General features: G+C 53.6%; 17 protein-coding genes and 2 pseudogenes. 9 read left to right on the plus strand and 10 right to left on the minus strand.

Translation table 11 applies throughout. The annotated features are described in order from the left end of the window. Positions 1 to 334: 334 nt before the first annotated feature. The 10 genes and pseudogenes from OYW20_RS15795 to OYW20_RS15840 form a co-directional block, all read right to left on the minus strand. Positions 335 to 4,166: pseudogene (locus tag OYW20_RS15795) on the minus strand (RHS repeat-associated core domain-containing protein); the annotation flags it as partial. A 5-nt stretch (positions 4,167 to 4,171) separates the two neighbouring features. Continuing rightward, complete coding sequence (locus tag OYW20_RS15800) at positions 4,172 to 4,639, minus strand: DUF1795 domain-containing protein (RefSeq protein ID WP_268796887.1); 468 nt, start codon at positions 4,637 to 4,639, stop codon at positions 4,172 to 4,174. A gap of 39 nt (positions 4,640 to 4,678) precedes the next feature. Further along, positions 4,679 to 5,257: a hypothetical protein gene (locus OYW20_RS15805; RefSeq protein ID WP_268796888.1), complete on the minus strand. Its 579-nt coding sequence runs from the start codon at positions 5,255 to 5,257 to the stop codon at positions 4,679 to 4,681. A 12-nt stretch (positions 5,258 to 5,269) separates the two neighbouring features. Further along, complete coding sequence (tssI, locus tag OYW20_RS15810; RefSeq protein ID WP_268796890.1) at positions 5,270 to 7,117, minus strand: type VI secretion system tip protein TssI/VgrG; 1,848 nt, start codon at positions 7,115 to 7,117, stop codon at positions 5,270 to 5,272. A gap of 71 nt (positions 7,118 to 7,188) precedes the next feature. Next, a complete protein-coding gene (locus OYW20_RS15815; RefSeq protein ID WP_268796891.1) occupies positions 7,189 to 7,920 on the minus strand; it encodes a hypothetical protein in 732 nt (243 codons plus the stop codon). Beyond that, entirely contained in the window at positions 7,917 to 8,822 is a 906-nt protein-coding gene (locus OYW20_RS15820) for a C40 family peptidase (protein ID WP_268796892.1), read from the minus strand. Before OYW20_RS15820 ends, OYW20_RS15815 begins: the two co-directional genes overlap by 4 nt. A gap of 1,115 nt (positions 8,823 to 9,937) precedes the next feature. Beyond that, a complete protein-coding gene (locus OYW20_RS15825) occupies positions 9,938 to 10,741 on the minus strand; it encodes a type VI secretion system Vgr family protein (protein WP_268796893.1) in 804 nt (267 codons plus the stop codon). Between the two features lie 70 nt (positions 10,742 to 10,811). Next, positions 10,812 to 11,543, minus strand: a complete 732-nt coding sequence (locus OYW20_RS15830) for a hypothetical protein (protein ID WP_268796894.1) — start codon at positions 11,541 to 11,543, stop codon at positions 10,812 to 10,814. Positions 11,544 to 11,868: 325 nt separating this feature from the next. Next, positions 11,869 to 12,411, minus strand: a complete 543-nt coding sequence (locus OYW20_RS15835; RefSeq protein WP_268796895.1) for a CbrC family protein — start codon at positions 12,409 to 12,411, stop codon at positions 11,869 to 11,871. Between the two features lie 136 nt (positions 12,412 to 12,547). After that, entirely contained in the window at positions 12,548 to 12,700 is a 153-nt protein-coding gene (locus tag OYW20_RS15840; protein WP_268796896.1) for a hypothetical protein, read from the minus strand. Between the two features lie 96 nt (positions 12,701 to 12,796). Between OYW20_RS15840 and OYW20_RS15845 the strand changes: the two genes are divergently transcribed. The 9 genes and pseudogenes from OYW20_RS15845 (at position 12,797) to OYW20_RS15885 (ending at position 18,132) form a co-directional block, all read left to right on the plus strand. Beyond that, positions 12,797 to 13,330, plus strand: a complete 534-nt coding sequence (locus tag OYW20_RS15845) for a hypothetical protein (protein ID WP_268796897.1) — start codon at positions 12,797 to 12,799, stop codon at positions 13,328 to 13,330. Between the two features lie 106 nt (positions 13,331 to 13,436). Beyond that, the gene (locus OYW20_RS15850; protein ID WP_268796898.1) at positions 13,437 to 13,601 is read left to right on the plus strand and encodes a hypothetical protein; all 165 of its coding nucleotides are present in this window, start codon (positions 13,437 to 13,439) and stop codon (positions 13,599 to 13,601) included. Between the two features lie 742 nt (positions 13,602 to 14,343). Further along, positions 14,344 to 15,402: an ADP-ribosylarginine hydrolase Tri1 gene (gene tri1, locus OYW20_RS15855; RefSeq protein WP_268796899.1), complete on the plus strand. Its 1,059-nt coding sequence runs from the start codon at positions 14,344 to 14,346 to the stop codon at positions 15,400 to 15,402. Positions 15,403 to 15,412: 10 nt separating this feature from the next. After that, positions 15,413 to 15,676 carry a hypothetical protein gene (locus OYW20_RS15860; protein WP_268796900.1) on the plus strand — a complete coding sequence of 88 codons (264 nt, stop codon included), beginning with the start codon at positions 15,413 to 15,415 and terminating at the stop codon, positions 15,674 to 15,676. 27 nt (positions 15,677 to 15,703) lie between these two features. Continuing rightward, positions 15,704 to 15,919 (plus strand): annotated as a pseudogene (locus tag OYW20_RS15865) (HD domain-containing protein); the annotation flags it as partial. Positions 15,920 to 15,984: 65 nt separating this feature from the next. Continuing rightward, positions 15,985 to 16,248, plus strand: a complete 264-nt coding sequence (locus OYW20_RS15870) for a hypothetical protein (RefSeq protein WP_268796901.1) — start codon at positions 15,985 to 15,987, stop codon at positions 16,246 to 16,248. Between the two features lie 930 nt (positions 16,249 to 17,178). After that, positions 17,179 to 17,304: a hypothetical protein gene (locus OYW20_RS15875; RefSeq protein ID WP_268796902.1), complete on the plus strand. Its 126-nt coding sequence runs from the start codon at positions 17,179 to 17,181 to the stop codon at positions 17,302 to 17,304. Positions 17,305 to 17,409: 105 nt separating this feature from the next. Next, positions 17,410 to 17,697, plus strand: a complete 288-nt coding sequence (locus OYW20_RS15880) for a hypothetical protein (RefSeq protein WP_268796903.1) — start codon at positions 17,410 to 17,412, stop codon at positions 17,695 to 17,697. Positions 17,698 to 17,823: 126 nt separating this feature from the next. Continuing rightward, positions 17,824 to 18,132 carry a hypothetical protein gene (locus OYW20_RS15885; RefSeq protein WP_268796904.1) on the plus strand — a complete coding sequence of 103 codons (309 nt, stop codon included), beginning with the start codon at positions 17,824 to 17,826 and terminating at the stop codon, positions 18,130 to 18,132. Positions 18,133 to 18,147 lie beyond the last annotated feature (15 nt).

Raw genomic sequence — 18,147 nt, forward strand, 5'->3', positions numbered from 1 at the left:
AACTGCCAGATTGTGTACGATATTCATCTGCTGCGGACAGATAGTTAGCTCTATTGGGGTTGTTTATGCCCACTGGGTTTTGTAGATTCGAGGTCTTTGCTAAGCCGCCTCGATCCTCAAATAGCCGCTGCTCTAGACCTCTGGCAGTATTTTTACCGGTTTGCCCATCGCCGACAAATAGGGGCTGGGGTGCCTTATTGAAAGCTGAAGTATTAGGATATCGATATCTTAAAACATCTTCAGCAGAGTGCCCAAGCCCGGGCTTGCTCGCATATCCAATATAAGGCTTGCCATTTTTTATCCCCTCATAGGTTATGTGAGTAGCGTTTGCAGGATTACCGGCCCACCCAAGCGGATCGAGCCAACTCAAAGGGTTTACCGCATATTGGTACAAGTTGGCACCGCCAAGGATGCTTATCGGATCCTGCGTAATAAACCGCCCCACCTCAGGATCGTAATACCTGAACGTGTTGTAGTGCAGCCCAGTCTCACCATCGAAATACTGACCCTGAAACCTTAAATTCTGCTCAACCTCGTTTACCGCCAAGGTTTCAATGGAGCCCCACGCCTTGTACGTCGCCTGCCAGACAATTTCGCCGTCGGCGTCAGTCATTTCCAGCGGCGTGCCGATCTGGTCGGTGTGGAAGTAATAAAGCTTCTCTGCCTCGCCTTCACTTTGATCGACCCGGGCAAGCGGCGCGTAGCTGCCTGGTTCGTAAATGTAGAGGCTGCTCTTTCCCGGCTGTTCTTCGCGCAGCATCCTCAGGCCCTGCCAGAGGAAGGTTTTCTGCTCGGTTTTGCCGTCTTTTTCTGAGGTCTTGCCGATCCTGCGGCCCAGGCTGTCGTAGCGGTAGGTGCCGACACTTTCAAGCTTGCTGTCAACCAGCGTTTCCGCTTTGACCAAACGATTTTCGCAGTCGTAAGTGAAGGTCTGCAGCTTGCCCAGCCCTACCCGCTTTTCAACCAGGTTGCCCCAGACGTCGTAGGTATATTCCTGGTCTCGCCACTGCTTGATGCGGTTGTCTTTGACGTGATCGAACTGGCTAGTGTTGAAGTTCAGCCGGTTGGCCGCCGCGTCATAACGAAACTCTTCGCTGTCGACCAATTGCCCAGTATCACGGCTGTGGAGTTGGCCGTTGGCTTCGTATTCGTATTTGATTTCGCCGCGCAGTTTGTCGAGGGTTTTGGTCAACTCCCCGGCCGGGTCGTATTCGTGACGGCGATGGATCGGGTTGTAGGCGTGCTCGACCAGCAGTTCAGGTGTGATGCCTGGGTTGTGAATGCGCGAGAGCTTTTCCGCAGGCAACGACGATGCAAACTGCCAGCTCTTGCGACCCATGGCGTCATAACCAAAACAGCTGGTCAATTTGCCTTGGGTACGTAGCACTTCGCGGTGCAGGTCGTCGCGCTCCATGTCGCTGATCAACTGACCGTCAAGGTTCAGTTGGTGCAGGTGGCCGCTGCCGTAGTACAGGTGATTCAGGTGCTGGCCAGTCGGCAACGTCAACGTGGTCAGGTTGCTCAGCGGATCGTATTCGTAGGCCAAAGCGCCTTGGGGTGGTCTCTTTGGTCAGGCGGCCCAGCAGGTCGTAGGCGAAATCCAGTTTCTCTGCCGCCACACCCAGCTGTTTGCCGATGCTGGAAGGCAGACGCTCGATGCTGAGCAGCCGATCTGCCTCGTCGTAGGCGTAATCCTGACGGGCGTCGCTGTTAACTTTCGCCACCAGGCGACCAATCTGATCGCGCTCAAATTCCGTCGTGCGTTGTGGCCGTTCAGCACGTTCGCCGTAGCCGGTTTCTTCAGCCTGAGTCAGATACCCGCCGACGTTGTAGGCGAAACGTCGGGTCAGGTTGTCGATGCGTTGTTCTTCGATCAAACGATCCGAGGCGTCGTAGGCAAATCGGTAAGCAGCGTTGTTTTCGTTGACCAGCGCGGTTAGGCGAATCGCCTTGTCGTACTCGTAGCTGATGCGCTGGCCCTTGGCGTCCTGTCGGCTGGCAGGCAGTCCGCGTGCAGTACGCAGCAGACGCGTGGTCTGGCCTTTGCCGTCTGTGTGCGTCAGGACTTGCCCAAGGGCGTTGTAGGTAAACGACTCGGCGGTGCCGTCCGGGTGCTCGATGCGCAACACTTCGCCGTCGGGTTTGCGCTCAAGGGTTGTGGTCTGATCCAGCGCATCGGTCACGGCAACCAGGTGCTGGCGCTGGTCGTAACGGTAATAGGTACTTTTGCCCGAGCAGTCTTGAAAACGCTCGACCTGCGCCAGGGTGTTCCACCACAGGTATTTGGATTTGCGCGTGGCGTCGATGATGGTGTGAGGCAGGCCATCGTCGCTGTTGAGGTATTCGGTGGTGTGGCCGAGGGCGTCGGTTTCGGTGATCAGGTTGCCTTTGTCGTCGTAGCGGGCTTTCCAGACGCTGCCGTCGGGGTAACTGACCTGCGTCACCAAGGTGGTCAAGTGGTGATACTGATAGGTGATCTTTCGACCGAGCGGGTCGGTTTCTTCGACGAGGCGTGCGTAATCGTCGTATTTGAGCTCGACAGTATTGCCATCGGGCAGCGTGAGACCGGTCATGTTGCCGGTTTCATCGATGTCGATAACGTAGCGCTCGCCACCGAAGTCACGGCTCGCGATCACGCGATGATCAGCGTTGTAGTGAATTTCCAGTTCACGCCGAGCAACATCGGTGGCCCAGGTGACGCGGGCCTTCACGTCATAGCGAAAATGAAAGTGCTCGCCGTCACTGGTCCAGTGCTCGACCACACGGGGCTGACCGTCGATGGTTTCCCAACGGTAATTGCAGCTCAGGCCCAGCGCGTTGCTGTGGCTGACCATCACGCCTTCGGCGTAGCTGAACCGGCGCATGGAATCGCCATTGCGATTGATCACTTCGATGAGCTGACCGTTGTCGTCGTAGCGGTACTGGACGAGGGTTTCAACGGCTTCGTTGTCGACGACGCGTTTGACGTCGGTCAGGCGCCCCAAAGGGTTGTCGTAATGCAAATGCACCCGCACGCCGCCCGTTGCGCTGATGTCTGTAAGGGTGCCCTCAGTGGTCCGGGTGAAATGCAGGTAGTGGCCGAGAGCATTTTCGATCCGTTGCAGCGGTACTTCAGCGTTGTCGTCGGGGACTTCGCCGAAGTAGAAGAAGATGTTGTCGAGGGTTTGTAGGAGGTAGTGACCGCCCTCGGTGCAAACCAGATAGACCTGCTCATGAGGGTTGTAAATGCGCTCGCCGGGCTGAACATTTACAAACGGAACGCTGCGACCCTGATTGTCAGTAAGGTAAACAAACCCGCCGCTTCGGCGCAGGCTCTGCTCCCATGGCAGCACCCAACCTTTACCCAATACGCTTTCCACAGTCAGGTCGCTGGCGTAGAAGCGTGACCACTCAATGGGCATCAGGCCCGGAAGGCTAAAGTCTGTTTCATCGGGGATGACTTTACGTCCGGTGGTGGTGTCGACAGGGTTGCCGGTCTGGCCACCGACGGCGCGGTCTATGACAGGGCCTATGACGTACCGGCTGGCGACTTCACCTGCCACGAACCCTGCCGTGAACTTCATGACACAAGGCATGATTGCCTTCATGCCTGCCTGGCTGCCCGCCTTGATCAATTGCGCGATGCCGCCCGCGGCACCTGCGATGGCCATGAGCACGTCGACAGTGGTGCGCAGCCAGCCAGGGATTTCGTCATCCACCGGTAAATACCGGTGGGTACCACCGCCAATGAAAACGTTGCCAGAACCACTTGAGATGGTAGCGCCGCAGGTGATCTTGTCCCCTTTGCGCGCCGCAGCGGTGCTGTTGATGAAGACGTTGGTCGACCCTTCAGCAACTTGCACGGGGCCTGGGTGTTTGTCGCAGGCACCAATACTCTTTTCGACGTGGGCAGCTTTTCGGCTGTTCACGAACACATTGTCAGACGCCGTGACAATGGTCCCGGAAGGTGAGGAAAACATCTTTCCTATCGCCTCCCCCGCAGCTGTCAGCAGGCTACCGCCCACGCCGGCCGCGAGCCCTGCCAGCAGCGCCACACCGAATCCGCAGGTGAACGTTGCGATAGCAACCGTCGCAACCAACGCAATACCGAGTGCTGCGCCTATCAGAAACCCTCCGAGCGCACTGGTATGGGAAATCTCGTCACCGAACCTGGCCGCTTCGAACATGAGCTTTACTCCTGTTCGCTGGCGTCGGTATTGGTCACGCTAGGCTCGCGGGGCTGGAAGCTGGCCAGCAGATTAATCCAGTCCTGATTCTGCTCGGCACTGAAGTCGGCCTGCGCCGTTGTCGAAAAGATGATCGCGCGCCCTGTCTCGATCAGAAAGGCAGCCTGACGTTGATAAAACGGCCGGCCATCCGTCATGTAATACGCATCGATCTGGACGCCCTCGATAGGTGAGGACGCCGACACGGAAACAGTCTTTTTGCCCAGCAGCGTGTAGCCGCGCAGCTTGGAAGCAAGCATTTTGACCTGTCGATCCACGTAGGATTTGAGCACTTCGCCAGGCAGCAGCATGTCTCTGGAAATGGTGATGCTCAGGGGCGCCGGAACACTTGCCCCCAAGACGAACATATTCACCGTGCGGTCTTGAAAACCTGTGGGCAGCGCGATGCTTCCTTCCTGCAACTCGTAATCCATGTGATGTAAATTCCTGAAATCAACAAAAGAGATGAGCGATCAGCGAACGGCGAGACCATCGAGAATACCGTCGAAATCTGCCAGCCATAGACTCAACACCGGCTTGGTCGGATCAATCACACAAGAAATACTCAGCCACTGCGGGTCATCTCGCCCTATGACCGGCACGAGAGCACCGACCAGCCGGCTATGGCGCTCGCCGTGGCCCATCACAAAATGGAAATCCACCGACTTCGCCGCGTTGCCCGCGACAGTGCAGTCACGCTCCCGAATGATCCGCAATTGTGGATAGAGCTTGCGAAACGGCTGCATGGACTCTTCGAACATTTGCGTCAGTGACTGGCCTTGGCGGACGTCACGTCGCTTGATCGTCAGGACGATAGGCTCGCCTTCATGCTCAAGCGTGGTCTGGATGTCGCGAAAATTGAAGCCGGTCGGAAACAGCAGATTGAACCCGCCGAACGAGAAACTGCTCGGTGCGTCCTGCAGCGCAATAACAGGTTCGGGCTCAAGCTCGGGCTCAGGGATAGCCACGGGCAACATCGCTTGCTCGCGTGCCGCCTCTTCCAGCGCCAAACGTTTTTCGGAAATGCGATCGTAAATACTCGTCCGATTCATTGAGCCGACACCTCAATCATTGACCCGCACCTCGGCACCGGTGATTTGGGTAGTACCCGAACTGACCGTACTGATCACCTTGCCCTTGATCTCAATCCCATCCGGCGTCAGCGTGATGCTGCTCTCCCCCACCTGCAGAATGATGTGCTGCTTGGCGTTGACCTGGATGAACTGGTTATCGACCTGAATCGTCAATGAGCCTTCCTGAACATTCATCACTGTGTCTTTCTTGACGATCTCGGTGTGCGTGCCGTCGACAGTCACCAAGCGGTTGTTGCCGACCTTATGGGTCTCGTCCAGCTCGATCTCGGTGTCCATGTTGCGCTCGGCGTGCAAGCTGATCTGCTCTGCACCGGCCTTGTCTTCAAAGCGAAAAGCGTTGGCCGTTCCGCCATCACCCTTCATCGACCGCGTCAAAAATCCACTCTGCGTCTTGTTCGCCGGCAGCGACCATGGCGGGGTGTTCTGGCTGTTGTACAGGCTGCCCATGACCAGAGGACGGTCGGGGTTGCCATCGAGGAAAACCACGACCACTTCGTCGCCAACCCGCGGGATCTGCATGCTGCCGAAACCACCGCTGGCGCCGGACTGTGCGACGCGGACCCAGCAGGAGCTTTTGTCGTCGAACTGGCCGTAGCGGTCCCAGTGGAATTGCACTTTTACGCGACCCATTTCGTCGGTGTAGATCTCCTCGCCGGGTGGGCCGACGATGATTGCGGTTTGGGGGCCGGAAATTGCTGGTTGGAGCAAATCCATTTGTGGACGGAATTTTATTTTTTTTCTTACGCAATAAAATTTGTTGCCGTAACCGGCCTGGCTTCCCGAGGTGTAGTTGTTACTGCCCCGGTGCTCGATGCTCATCAACAAGAACTGCCGATCATCGGCCGATCCTGAGTCGTGTTCATAATGCTGCGTCAACTCAAACGTATAACCCGGACGCATTGCACGGCAGTTGCTTGAACCCACAAATGTCTTGCCCTTGAGTTCAAGCGCCTCAATGCGGTTGCGCACCAAAGTTTCTCCATCCTCAGGCGTGCCGTGTGTGTACTGCCCCATGTAGTCGAAAATTTCGTAGGACGGGACATCTCCTTGTTGGTTGAGGCTGTTCATTGTCACGGGGAGGCGATTACCCGGCTGCCGGTAATCAAACGTTTGCACAGAGATCTTGCTGGCCTGGAATTCTCGAGCAGACGTCCAGTGGGTGATGGAGTCTGCATTTTCAGTGACCGACGCTGTGTGGAAACGCACCTGCGGCTGCTCTGGCAGCGGCGTAAACACAGTAGAGTCATCCATGATGACGAGGGTGTGACTGTCGGCCGTGTGCTCGAAGTAGAAAAACAGCCCTTCCTGCTCTAGCAATCGCATGACGAAGTGACTGTCACTCTCGCGGTACTGAGTGATGTAGCTATGAGGTTTCAAGGTCCGATTGACACGAAACTCATATTTGGCAAGGCCTTCATACCGACTGAAAACCTTGGTAATTACGTCCTCGACAGTCTGATCCTGGTAGATCTGAGAGTCGTACCGCTGCGCAATCAGGCTCAACCATGAACCCACATAGGCTGAGTAGCTCGACATGCCGCCATCGCTGCCGTTGTTCCCGAAGCTCAGCACGTGGCCGTTGATATAACGGCTACCGCCGGTGGCGAGTTGGATTTCAATCGTCGCCGCCTGCCCGATGGCGGACTTGAGTTTTACGCTCGCGTCATCGGAAATGAGATCCAGCTGAAACCCGAAATCAGTCGACAGACCTTCACTCCCGGCAAAGGACTCAAGCAACAACTCCTGGCCACCCTTGAGGGCCATAGTCAGCTTGAACAGGCGCCTGTTCTGTGCAGTAAAAAGTGACGAGAGTTCCATCGTTTCAACTACTCCTATATCCGGTAACACGCGATCAGGCATTACAACCTGCGCGCCAGAATCATCGAAAATCAGATACCCGACGACTTGCGCCAGGAAGCGACCCACTTAAACAGTCTTCTTATCCAACAGCGACTGCGAGCTTCACGGATCTCGTCGATTTGCATGAACGTGTAGGGCACGGGCATTGTTTTTTGTTGCATGCGAAGAGTGCGTAGGCCTCTGATGCGATCGCGAGCATGGATCAGCGTTGCAATGCACCCAAATGCGAAGAGTAGAATGATTAGGATGCTTGTAGTAAATGGAGTGACTGACCTTATCACTGAACCAGCGACCAAAGTACCAAGACCTGCAATCACACCCCACTTTAAACTGGATGTATTGGACGCAGCAGAAGCAACCTTGTTGCCAACAATATCAAATGGAAATTTTTGCGTAGGCGTCAAATAAATAACACCATACAGAATAGCGATGAAGCCGAACAACAAGCAGGCGACGCCCCCTCCCTCCAGACGCGATCTACCCAATTCATCCGTAACCACGGTATAACTTACCCAAGCGGGTGCAAGTGCCAATAAAAAAATCATTAGAGTAAAGTAGCTCAGCGCGAACACAGTGTAGCTCTCACACCAATATCTCAAATACAACATATAAACAAAAACAACTACTGAGAGCAGTCCGTAAACCCATCCATCTCCAGGCAAGCGACAGACACCGATCAAGCCAAGGAAAAGGGAAAATATAAGTATCACTAGCGAGATCTGCTTGACAGTACGCGCATCTGGATCATATATCGTACTCATTTGAGCAACCAGTCCTCAGCATCTTTATCCCAGCCATATTTGGCCATTGCATGCTGGGCTAGTAATCCTGCCCCCCAACCAACCGCTATAACTATTATGAGAGGCGCACCCGTCAAACCAATCGCAAACGTGACAGCGGCACCTGCCACAAACGACACGGCATTAGTGGGCTGACTCTCTGCGGACTTTCTATAAAACTCTTCATTGGTAGTGGAACTAGTCCAATCGAGATACGCTTGTGGCCCGACCGCCAACGCGGCGCCAACCGTGCCGCCTGTTAATAATTTTAGGCCACCTCTCGCAGCATTGGCGTGCAGATAAACTCTTTTGCTAAGCTCGCCTTGCACTGCTGCGGCAGGGATAGTCACAGCCGGTTTCCCAATCTCGCCCAAGATCTTATAATCTTTTGATTCAAGGGTCAGTGGTATCTCCAAAACTAACTGTCCAGCTTTGCGCAACACCTTAATCCGTCCCTTTAGAATTTTTCCCGCTTCATTAACATTTGGGCCACCCCTGCGACTGGCCCACTTACGAAGTTTCGTACGTTGCGCTGAGGTCAAGTCAAGCATATCTGATAATTTTTTAGTTTTAGCTGCTGCCATTACGAGTCCGGACGCGCTCGCGATGGTTCCTGGAATGTTTCCAGGAGAAAACATTAAAGGCCCAATCGTCGGGATTGCCGCTGCTGCTTTTTGCAATGATTGAAGAGCTTCGACGGAGACATCTTTTGCACCCTCCATTACCTTCAACAGTTCCCTGAGGAGAAGAGCCGAGCTCTCGGCTTCCGCAGAACTCATATCTTGATCTGGCGATGAAAGCTGGCTTATTAGTAGCAGCGCCGCGGTGTAATTATCAGTAACGTACAGTCCCGCGAGGTTGGGAGGGCGCATGTAAAAATTCATTGCTGTTTCGCCTGCGAATCCCTGCTGTCCGCCTCCGAGCAACCCAGGTTGCCTGCGGTCGCATCGCAGCGGTGCTGACGTTGGAGGCGTCAAAAAGTTAGTCACGAGTGTCCCCTCACCTGCCGCTTGATCGGAGGCAAAAACTCGCTACCAGTATGTCTCTTAGTCCTTGACGAGTTTCTAATGCTAGCCGTTTGGAAATTGCAGACGTCAGAGAAATAGGTGCTAGGGCGCACCGATTGGCACAGAACGGTGGTGGCGATATCGCCGCCGGTGGTTCCTGCCTCGGCGGTAGTCGACTTGACTCCAACGCCAGGATTCTCACAGACCGACAGCAGCATGCAGCCGTTGGCCTTAAATAAAGCTTCCCATTCTGAGCAGGGTTCAAGGAGAACCTTCCCTTGACTGACAACGCTTACCAAAGGGTACAACCCCCTATTCTGAGGAAGTAGCAGTGGAGCCAGGTCCATCATCATGTAAATCTCCTTGATGGCACGGGGCAGAACGCTACCGCCATGCTCAGCAACAACAGGTTACGAGCCGACAAGGGGGCCGGAGCCTTGTTGAATCGTCGATCACGGACCGATGACTCGCCACGGTACAAGTTCGCAATCGGCCGTGTAGGCAGCCCCAAAATCAGGGACGACACGAGCTTCGCGCGCATCAGTAAGAGTAAATGAGAGCAGGCATCAATGCCGGTGACGCGCGAGCGCAAACCATCAACAGCCCAACAAGCCCAGCGTGGAAATATTGCTGAACATTGGGACCGCTCCGCAACTCGAAAGTGCCACAGGCCCCACAGAAGCGCGAACGGCATCACAGTCTCAAAATCGTTACGATGTTTCGCAGCGGCAAAGGAGACACTGATGCACCTCCCACTGTCAACCCGGTCGATCGATTTTGCGATGGGCAAAGCAGCGAGACGAATCCTGTTGCAAAGTTTTTTCATTCAGTTCCGTGCCTTGGAATGACCGTAAGTCGAGCGCTCGCGGGGTGTTATAGGCGACAACAAATTGATCGACACTATTTCGCCAATCATTGCCGAGCGTAAAAATGATGAGAAAATGCATGGCACCGGATATCTAATCGTAGGATGGCGGTCGAAGTCGGGAGTGCTAGCCATGACAGTCAATCGTGCCAGACACGCCCAGTTGGTTGAGGCTGTTCATTGTCACGGGGAGGCGATTACCCGGCTGCCGGTAATCAAACGTTTGCACAGAGATCTTGCTGGCCTGGAATTCTCGAGCAGACGTCCAGTGGGTGATGGAGTCTGCATTTTCAGTGACCGACGCTGTGTGGAAACGCACCTGCGGCTGCTCTGGCAGCGGCGTAAACACAGTAGAGTCATCCATGATGACGAGGGTGTGACTGTCGGCCGTGTGCTCGAAGTAGAAAAACAGCCCTTCCTGCTCTAGCAATCGCATGACGAAGTGACTGTCACTCTCGCGGTACTGAGTGATGTAGCTATGAGGTTTCAAGGTCCGATTGACACGAAACTCATATTTGGCAAGGCCTTCATACCGACTGAAAACCTTGGTAATTACGTCCTCGACAGTCTGATCCTGGTAGATCTGAGAGTCGTACCGCTGCGCAATCAGGCTCAACCATGAACCCACATAGGCTGAGTAGCTCGACATGCCGCCATCGCTGCCGTTGTTCCCGAAGCTCAGCACGTGGCCGTTGATATAACGGCTACCGCCGGTGGCGAGTTGGATTTCAATCGTCGCCGCCTGCCCGATGGCGGACTTGAGTTTTACGCTCGCGTCATCGGAAATGAGATCCAGCTGAAACCCGAAATCAGTCGATAGACCTTCACTCCCGGCAAAGGACTCAAGCAACAACTCCTGGCCACCCTTGAGGGCCATGGTCAGCTTGAACAGGCGCCTGTTCTGCGCCGAAAACAGTGAGGAAACATCCATCGCTTCAACTACTCCTTAAACCGAGTAACACGAGATCAGGCGTAAACCTGCGCATTGGAATCATCGACAATCAGGCACTCGGGGACTTTCGCCGGGAACCTGCCCACTTGACAAATCTGCTGATCCACCAGCGACTGCGCGCTTGGCGAATCTCGTCGATTTGCATAAACGTATAGGGCACTGAGGTTTTTTTTTCGCTCATGTTTAGAGTGCGTAGTGCTCTAACTGTATGACGCATATGGTAGAGAATGACTAAAGCGCAGGTGGACAGAACGACCGCACCAATGACTCCCGCCGCCGACACGCCAAAAAATTTGATAAAGACACTCGCCGCTAGCGTAGATGCACCAGCCGACAAGGCAACAGGATACCTTGCTGAAGTACTCTGGCTAACTTTCGGCACCACCCTTACCTTGTTTCCACTGTATTCAAATGGATGAAACGACGGTTTTGTGTGAGTGATTATATAAAAAACCAAAAGTACTAAAGCCGTAGGTAACAAGCCTGCAATAGAGGCTGCAGCACTTGCTGCCCCCCATACGTCGGCGGCGGAAGAATAGGCGATACTGCTCGCCAGTATGATCAGAAAACCCTGCACACTGGCTAAGACTGACCACAGATAAAATGTGAACCTCTCACAAAAATAGATCAGGTAAAGAAACCAGCTAACCTTCAAGATAAAAATAAATAAATAGACAGACCAGAAGAACGGTACAACAGAGAGCCCGAGAATCATGGCAAATACAAGCACACTGAAACAGACCCAAGCACCACGCTTAAGATAATCGGAGTCCAAAATCATTAGCCAGAATCCTTTTCAACGCTTCAAAGCATTTTCAATTCGCTTATCGATCCCATAATGGATCATCACATATTGCACCCCAAGCCCTACCCCCCAACCAACGACTAAGACCGCTGCTAAAGGCGCTGCGCCTGCAGCCAGCGCGCCATAAGCGAGGGTCACGGCCGCTCCGCCTGCCATCTCCCAAAAAACGAAGCAACGTTTGTAGGCTGACTGGCCACAGACTTATTGTAAAAATCCTTCGCCGACGTTGAACAAAGTACTTTTTAAGCCTGAGCTTGAGGGCTTGCCATTCGGTTTTATTCATAGCCTTCAACGTTGGGCGTCAATGGTTGTCTTGATAAGCGCCTAGCGTGGCGCAGTGGCGACATTTAAACAGGTAGGCGGTAGGGCCATGATCCTTGTTGAGCGCAGTGAGAAACGTTTGCCACTGCGGCCCCTCCTCCAATCCTGTTGAGTCCTGAACGGCGGCGATGGCTGCTGGCCCCACTTCAAGCAACTCTGTATGGCCGGCCTTACCGATGAATTCGGCCGCGTCGTCGCAATGAGTGAACCAGCATTCTTGCTGCCAGCCGTTAAAACCAGGCGTGCGCTGACAGACTTCGGCGATCTGCGCCTCGCTCAGCGTGTCGTCGCCATCCAGGCCGATACTTTCGTCATCCACAAACGTCGCGCCGAGGCGCTGGTGAGCACTCCCGTCGGCAATACACCAAGGGCAGATGCAGTTTTCGTACTCATCAACGGCGTATACCGGCCCCGCGGAGATGTAGCCGCGCGCCTGATCGCAACTCACGCAAGTGGCTGAAGAAGGTTGCACCGAACCGGTACCGATGGGATCGGGATGGTAGATAAAGTGGGGCAGTGTCATAAACGCATCCGTTAGTCGTTGCTCGATGGCATTCTTGCACGCTATTTGAATCGAGCCAAAAATGAGCATGCGCTTGCAAATCTGTACATTGGCCTACCGGGCGCAATACGCCAGTCTCTGAAATGGATGCGCGAATTCAAGCCTCGGGATAACCAGGCTCCGATGTCGGGTGATTGGCTTGAGCATTGTCCCGCACTACCCGATCGGCGCGGATCACCAGTATGCTGCCGGAAAGTTCCGTCACGTGGGCCGGGCAGGCTTTGGCCCTTGGAATCGAAAGGATGCTCATGATGAATGCCGCCCCCACTATGAGCAGCAGCGAAACCACCAAATAAAAGATAGCGGTGGCTATTAGTGCAATTGACTGCGCAAGGACTCAAATCCAATGACAGATAGCTTGGACAATGTGCTACTTATCGCGCTAGCGGACGGCGCACTCGACAAATTTATCGTCGGCGAGCCTTTCTATTTTCAAGAAGCCAAGGCAGACACAAAAGAACCACAAAATGTACACAATGCCTTCGACTTACTAGTGCTCGACTATTGGATCAGGACCAAAGATGAAACGTTTCTCGGCGAATTTGCAACAGCAATGTTGAAGGCTCTGGGAACCTACCCAGACAAAAATCGAGCGATTTATGCTGTATCCGACTGGATCCAGTATTACCACTATTGCTTGACCCAAAAGAAGTCAAATCCTGACGGCAATTATCGTGAGCTTTTTGAAATGGATACAGACGGCATCGCAGGTACGCTCAAGCACGAACTTGAGGTCAACAAAGTTGAATTGATTAACGACACGCGGTGGGCAGGCGAGTCGTGGAACAGTAAGCAAGGTCTCTGGGAGCCATTGATGCGCATGGCGTTAGGCGTTCGGGATAAGTTTGAAGGTCCCGACTTCGTGCCTAATAATCTTTAGTAGCCTGCGGGTAGCGACCGGGACTGGATGATTGTAAGTCAACAAGCTTACCGCAGGGTGGCGGCAGTCTCAGCTTCAACACCACAAGAGCAGCGATGCCGAGCCGATGACAGAAATCACGGCAGACCGCAGGGCCGAGTTGACCTCCGACCAACGCTGGGCCAGCGCTCCGTGGGACAGCACTGCGGGCTTGTGGGATCCCCTGGTGCGCACGGCTCACCACGTTCGGGACAGGCTCAACGGCCCTGACTACGTTCCTGATGGCGCGTAATAATTTGAAGGATCGGCACCGGGTCATCAGGTCAGAAGCGGCAACATGATTACAATCAGCAAAAGACCATCTGAAGCACTCGGGGATCATTGCGCAAACCCAACCTCTCGCCTGATTAACAAACCTCTGCCGGAGGGATGCGTCATTGAGACTGAGGATCTATTGCTGGATCTAACAACCGATCTAGGCGGAGCAGTAGTCTTCCCCCGAGGTACACAACTCGCGACCCGGACCGGGACCTACTACCTCATCTATGGCCTATCAGGCGACAGATACAACATCTTCCACAGGAACGAGCTGCATTCCGCACGAATCCCGGACAACACCTACACATTCGGCGAGTCGCCGATGGGCGATCAGTTTTGCATCGATAAGGCAACTGGAGCGGTACATTAATGGGTACACGACGCAGCGAATGAAGGCCGGGGATATGTTTTAATTTCGTCCAGTGTAGAGGACCTCCTCAACCGGTTAGCACCAGACGAGACAAGCGATAGCGAAGCGTTGGAGCAAAAAGATCGTCAGCATCGATTTGTCCTTCTGAGATATCAAGTTGATTATTTGCATCGAAATCCAGCAGATGGAAGTACAGGGACAAATACGAAAATCCCATGGTGCCGAAGCTATCATCTACTCGCCTGGCAATCGCCGAGGAAAGCCTAACGGCCCGGATTTCGTACCCGCGAACCTATAAGCTCCTACGTGACGCAAGCATTCCAGACCAAGGAGGCAAGAAAATCCCATGATCGACCTGCGCAGCCCAACGTTATTTGTCAGCGAATACGCCCATCGATATGACTCTCTTTTGCCGCAAGCTACACCGCGCGGCGACACCTACGTCGAACCTGAATGTTTACGCGCCCGCCGTTCCTCGCTCACCCATGATCAGTCGCTGGACAGAGCCAAGGGAGCGCTACTGGGTCTCGCCATAGGCGACGCGGTGGGTACTACACTTGAGTTTCTGCCCCGTGACAAAAAACACGTTCATGGCCTGGAAGGCGCAGGCCCCTTCCATCTCAAGCTTGGCGAGTGGACGGACGACACGAGCATGGCGCTGTGCCTGGCGGAAACGTATCTCGCTCACCAACACTTCGACTCCAGCGATTATCTGGACCGGCTCTGCCAGTGGTACAAACAGGGATCTAACAGCGTCAACGGTGTTTGTTTCGACATCGGTAATGCCACGCGGGCTGCGCTGGATGGATGGCTAACACAAGGTTTGGGTTGGCTTGGCAACACGGAACCCAATACCGCTGGCAACGGTTCCATCATGCGATTGGCACCGACGGCTATTTTCAGGCGTCATAGCCTGGCTGCCACGTGGCGGGACAGCCAAAGCCAAAGTCGCGCAACCCATCGTGCTCTGGAAGCGGTAAGTTGCTGCGAGCTTTTGGGTGCGCAATTGCATCTGGCGCTGAACGGCGCAGACAAAACGGAGTTATGCGCGCCAAGGGTTCGACCGCTGCAACCCCGGGCGATGATCATAAATGCGGGTGAATACAAAGACAAAACCCGCGACCAGATCCGCTCCACCGGTTATGCCATTGATACATTGGAAGCCGCACTCTGGGCAGTCTGGACTACCGATAATTTCAAGGATGCGGTATTGCTCGCAGCAAACCTCGCAGACGATGCCGATACGGTTGCGGCCGTCACGGGGCAGTTGGCCGGTGCGCTGTACGGTGTGTCAGGCATGCCGGAAGAATGGGTCGCCAAGGTGGCATGGTCAGCACATATTCAGCATCTGGCGGAGCAGCTTCACGATCAGGCGCCGCTCACAGACGAATTCGCAAAAATGTAGGTTGCTGAACATGAAATACAAGCGAATCCAGGTAAACCGAGAAGAAATGTTCTCTCTGGGAGTCGAAGAAACCTCAGGCCAGTTCTACGTGTCATTACCCGTAAGCAGCGGCTTCGCGGACTACGAAGAATATTATGCAATTGACGGGCACATGTTCGAACGGTTCCAGAACGATCTTGCCTCAGCAGTTCAATTCGTAAACCGCTGCCGCCGACGTGAACTCGACGAGTTGCTGATGGAAAAGCCAGGCTGGAACCGAGGCAGCGCGATTTAGCAAACACCCACTTCCGGGGTTAAACGATTGACGTCTACCGACCTGCGGCACCTGTACGACAAAGCCTGCCTCTTCGCCTCCCAGGCTCACGCCGGTCAGATGATGAAGGGGGCAGATCTGCCGTACACCACCCATGTTGCAATGGTCGCGAACGAGCTGATTTTTGCGGACCAGGAAAGTGACATCGGTGATATGGCAATCGCCATGCCCGCCGCGCTTCTGCACGACGTGATCGAGGACACTTGCCGGCATCAGTGAGAGATATCCGCGGATCGATTTACAACAACTCCACTACCGTAGAGGACATTATGGATTTTACAGACATCTACTTTAACCGCGAGGAACGCTTCTCACTAGGTATAGAGGAAACGTCCGGAAAGTTCTATGTTTCATTTCCTGTTAGAAATGACAGGATTGAGTATGAGGAATATTACGAAATTGACCGTGCGCAGTTTGACCTTTTTCAAAAGGATCTCAATGCCGCACTGGCGTTCGTCACCAAATGCCGCCACAGAGAGCTAGACGAGTTGCTGATCCAGAAGCCGGGTAGTAGAAGAGGGACGGCTATTTAATTCACGGAATCTATCCGCGAATATGGCAGCAGCTGGGACTGGAAACATCCAGCAGCGAGGCTAATCGACTCAAGTTGTTGCGGGACTCACGACAACAGGGGGTGAGCGGCAGTCAGCAAAAATTTAGATAAAAAGACGACAAGGAACGTCAATGTGACCCTGTATCGCCTACACCGATTCATGCTTGCCTTAGCGGCAATCCTGGTCTGTATCTCACGGACCTATGACCGGAACAGCTAAAAAGCGCTTGAAGGCGTGATTGCCGAGCAACAGAGACAACTTTCTATCATAATTTTTGGCGATCTTTGGCAGAGCCTTGATAAATTCAGCCAGTCCAATCAAGTTTCAGCGAAGGGCCGCAAAGCGCTCACAACGTTTGGCAGGGCTCCCCCGCGGCGATAGGGCAGTGGCGCCCAAGCCCATGGCTACGTGGGGGGGCAGCCGCATCGACAATTTTCGCCGGGCCATCGCCCTCTCCTACCCTTCGTTCAGTAATATCTGAAACGCAAATGAGCGTCGATTAAGATCGAGCAGAACCTCCCGGTATTACTGAAACTGGTCAAAGAAGTCTCCAGGATTCTGGGCGGTAGCGTAGCAACCAGCTCAATCTTTAGAGGCGTAACGGGTGTTTTCCGATTCGGCGATGACCGGTAGCCGCTGTCGGTGGCGGTGGCGGCTAGGTTTGCAGGTCGGTAATTTGATTCTGATGGGTCTGTGGCTAGGCCAAGGCATGTGCGCCATCGACGAATATTTCTACCAAGACCTTCCCGCCCGCCTCTCGGTCCTCCAAGAACGCATAACAACCGCGTGGCATGCCGAAAATGGCTACAAGTCCCAGAACCCGACCTGCCAAGCGGCTCTGGTGCTCTGATCGATGGACGCCCCGAAAGCGTCGCCCACTTACTTGTTCGCAGAAAGGAGCAACTGATAGTGCTGCTGCTCACAGCAATCGTCACCTACCTCACGCGTGGGCCGGTGAAAGCGGGTGTGGTTGGCAGCGTGGAAAGCATTGGTGCGCGCAGGGCGAGCCTTGGATCGGGAATGCGCAATAAATAGATGGCTGAGTGGCAGTGGAGAAAACTGTGGGCGCACTACAATATGTGATACCCAATAGATCCTATTGGGCCCCCGCAGAAAAAATAGGCACCATTGGAAATTAAAATGAATATTAAAGACGTTGAAAGTTCCGCTATCGAGCTAGAGAAAAACCTCAAAATCTATGCACAGCAAGATCACGAGGCTGCTGAATTGCAGGCAGACTTACAGCCGCTATTAAATCTAATAAAAACAGGAAGATTCAACACACCTATACAATGGGGACAAATTCCAGGTCGATACAGGCTGAGTGAAAAAGGGCTGCAGAGATATAACAACCTTGAAGAGGCATTTGCGCGTTTTTCAATAGAGGTTACGGGGGGGAGAATCCCCGGCCTTAAAGCTCTTTCGTGAGGATAGAAAAAAATATGATATATAGAAAGCATCTCATGCGATTTTAATCGTAGCAAGTATGATCCGTACAGAGGCGAATACTTTCAACCGAGGATAGCAGCCACCAATTTAAATAAGGGATACGTAATGAACATGCCCGAGTTAAAAACAACTGCTGGAGAGCTGCGTCGCGTCCTAAATAACTATGTCGCTATTGATACGACTGCAGCAGCATTACTGGCTCAGCTTGAAAATTTACTGGATCGTGCCGAACGTGGAGCTATTTTGCAAGAAGTGGAGATCAGAGATATACCGGGCTATAAAGCTTTAACTGAAACTGAACTACAACAGTACAATGATTTGTCGGAGGCGTACGCAGCCTTCTACATTCAACTCACAGGTGGAGAGTCCGACGCTTTAAGATTATTTAAATCAAGACATCAGAATCACGTATAGCACATTAATTTTCTT

It is taken from the genome of Pseudomonas sp. BSw22131 (genome assembly GCF_026810445.1).
GTDB lineage: Bacteria > Pseudomonadota > Gammaproteobacteria > Pseudomonadales > Pseudomonadaceae > Aquipseudomonas > Aquipseudomonas huanghezhanensis.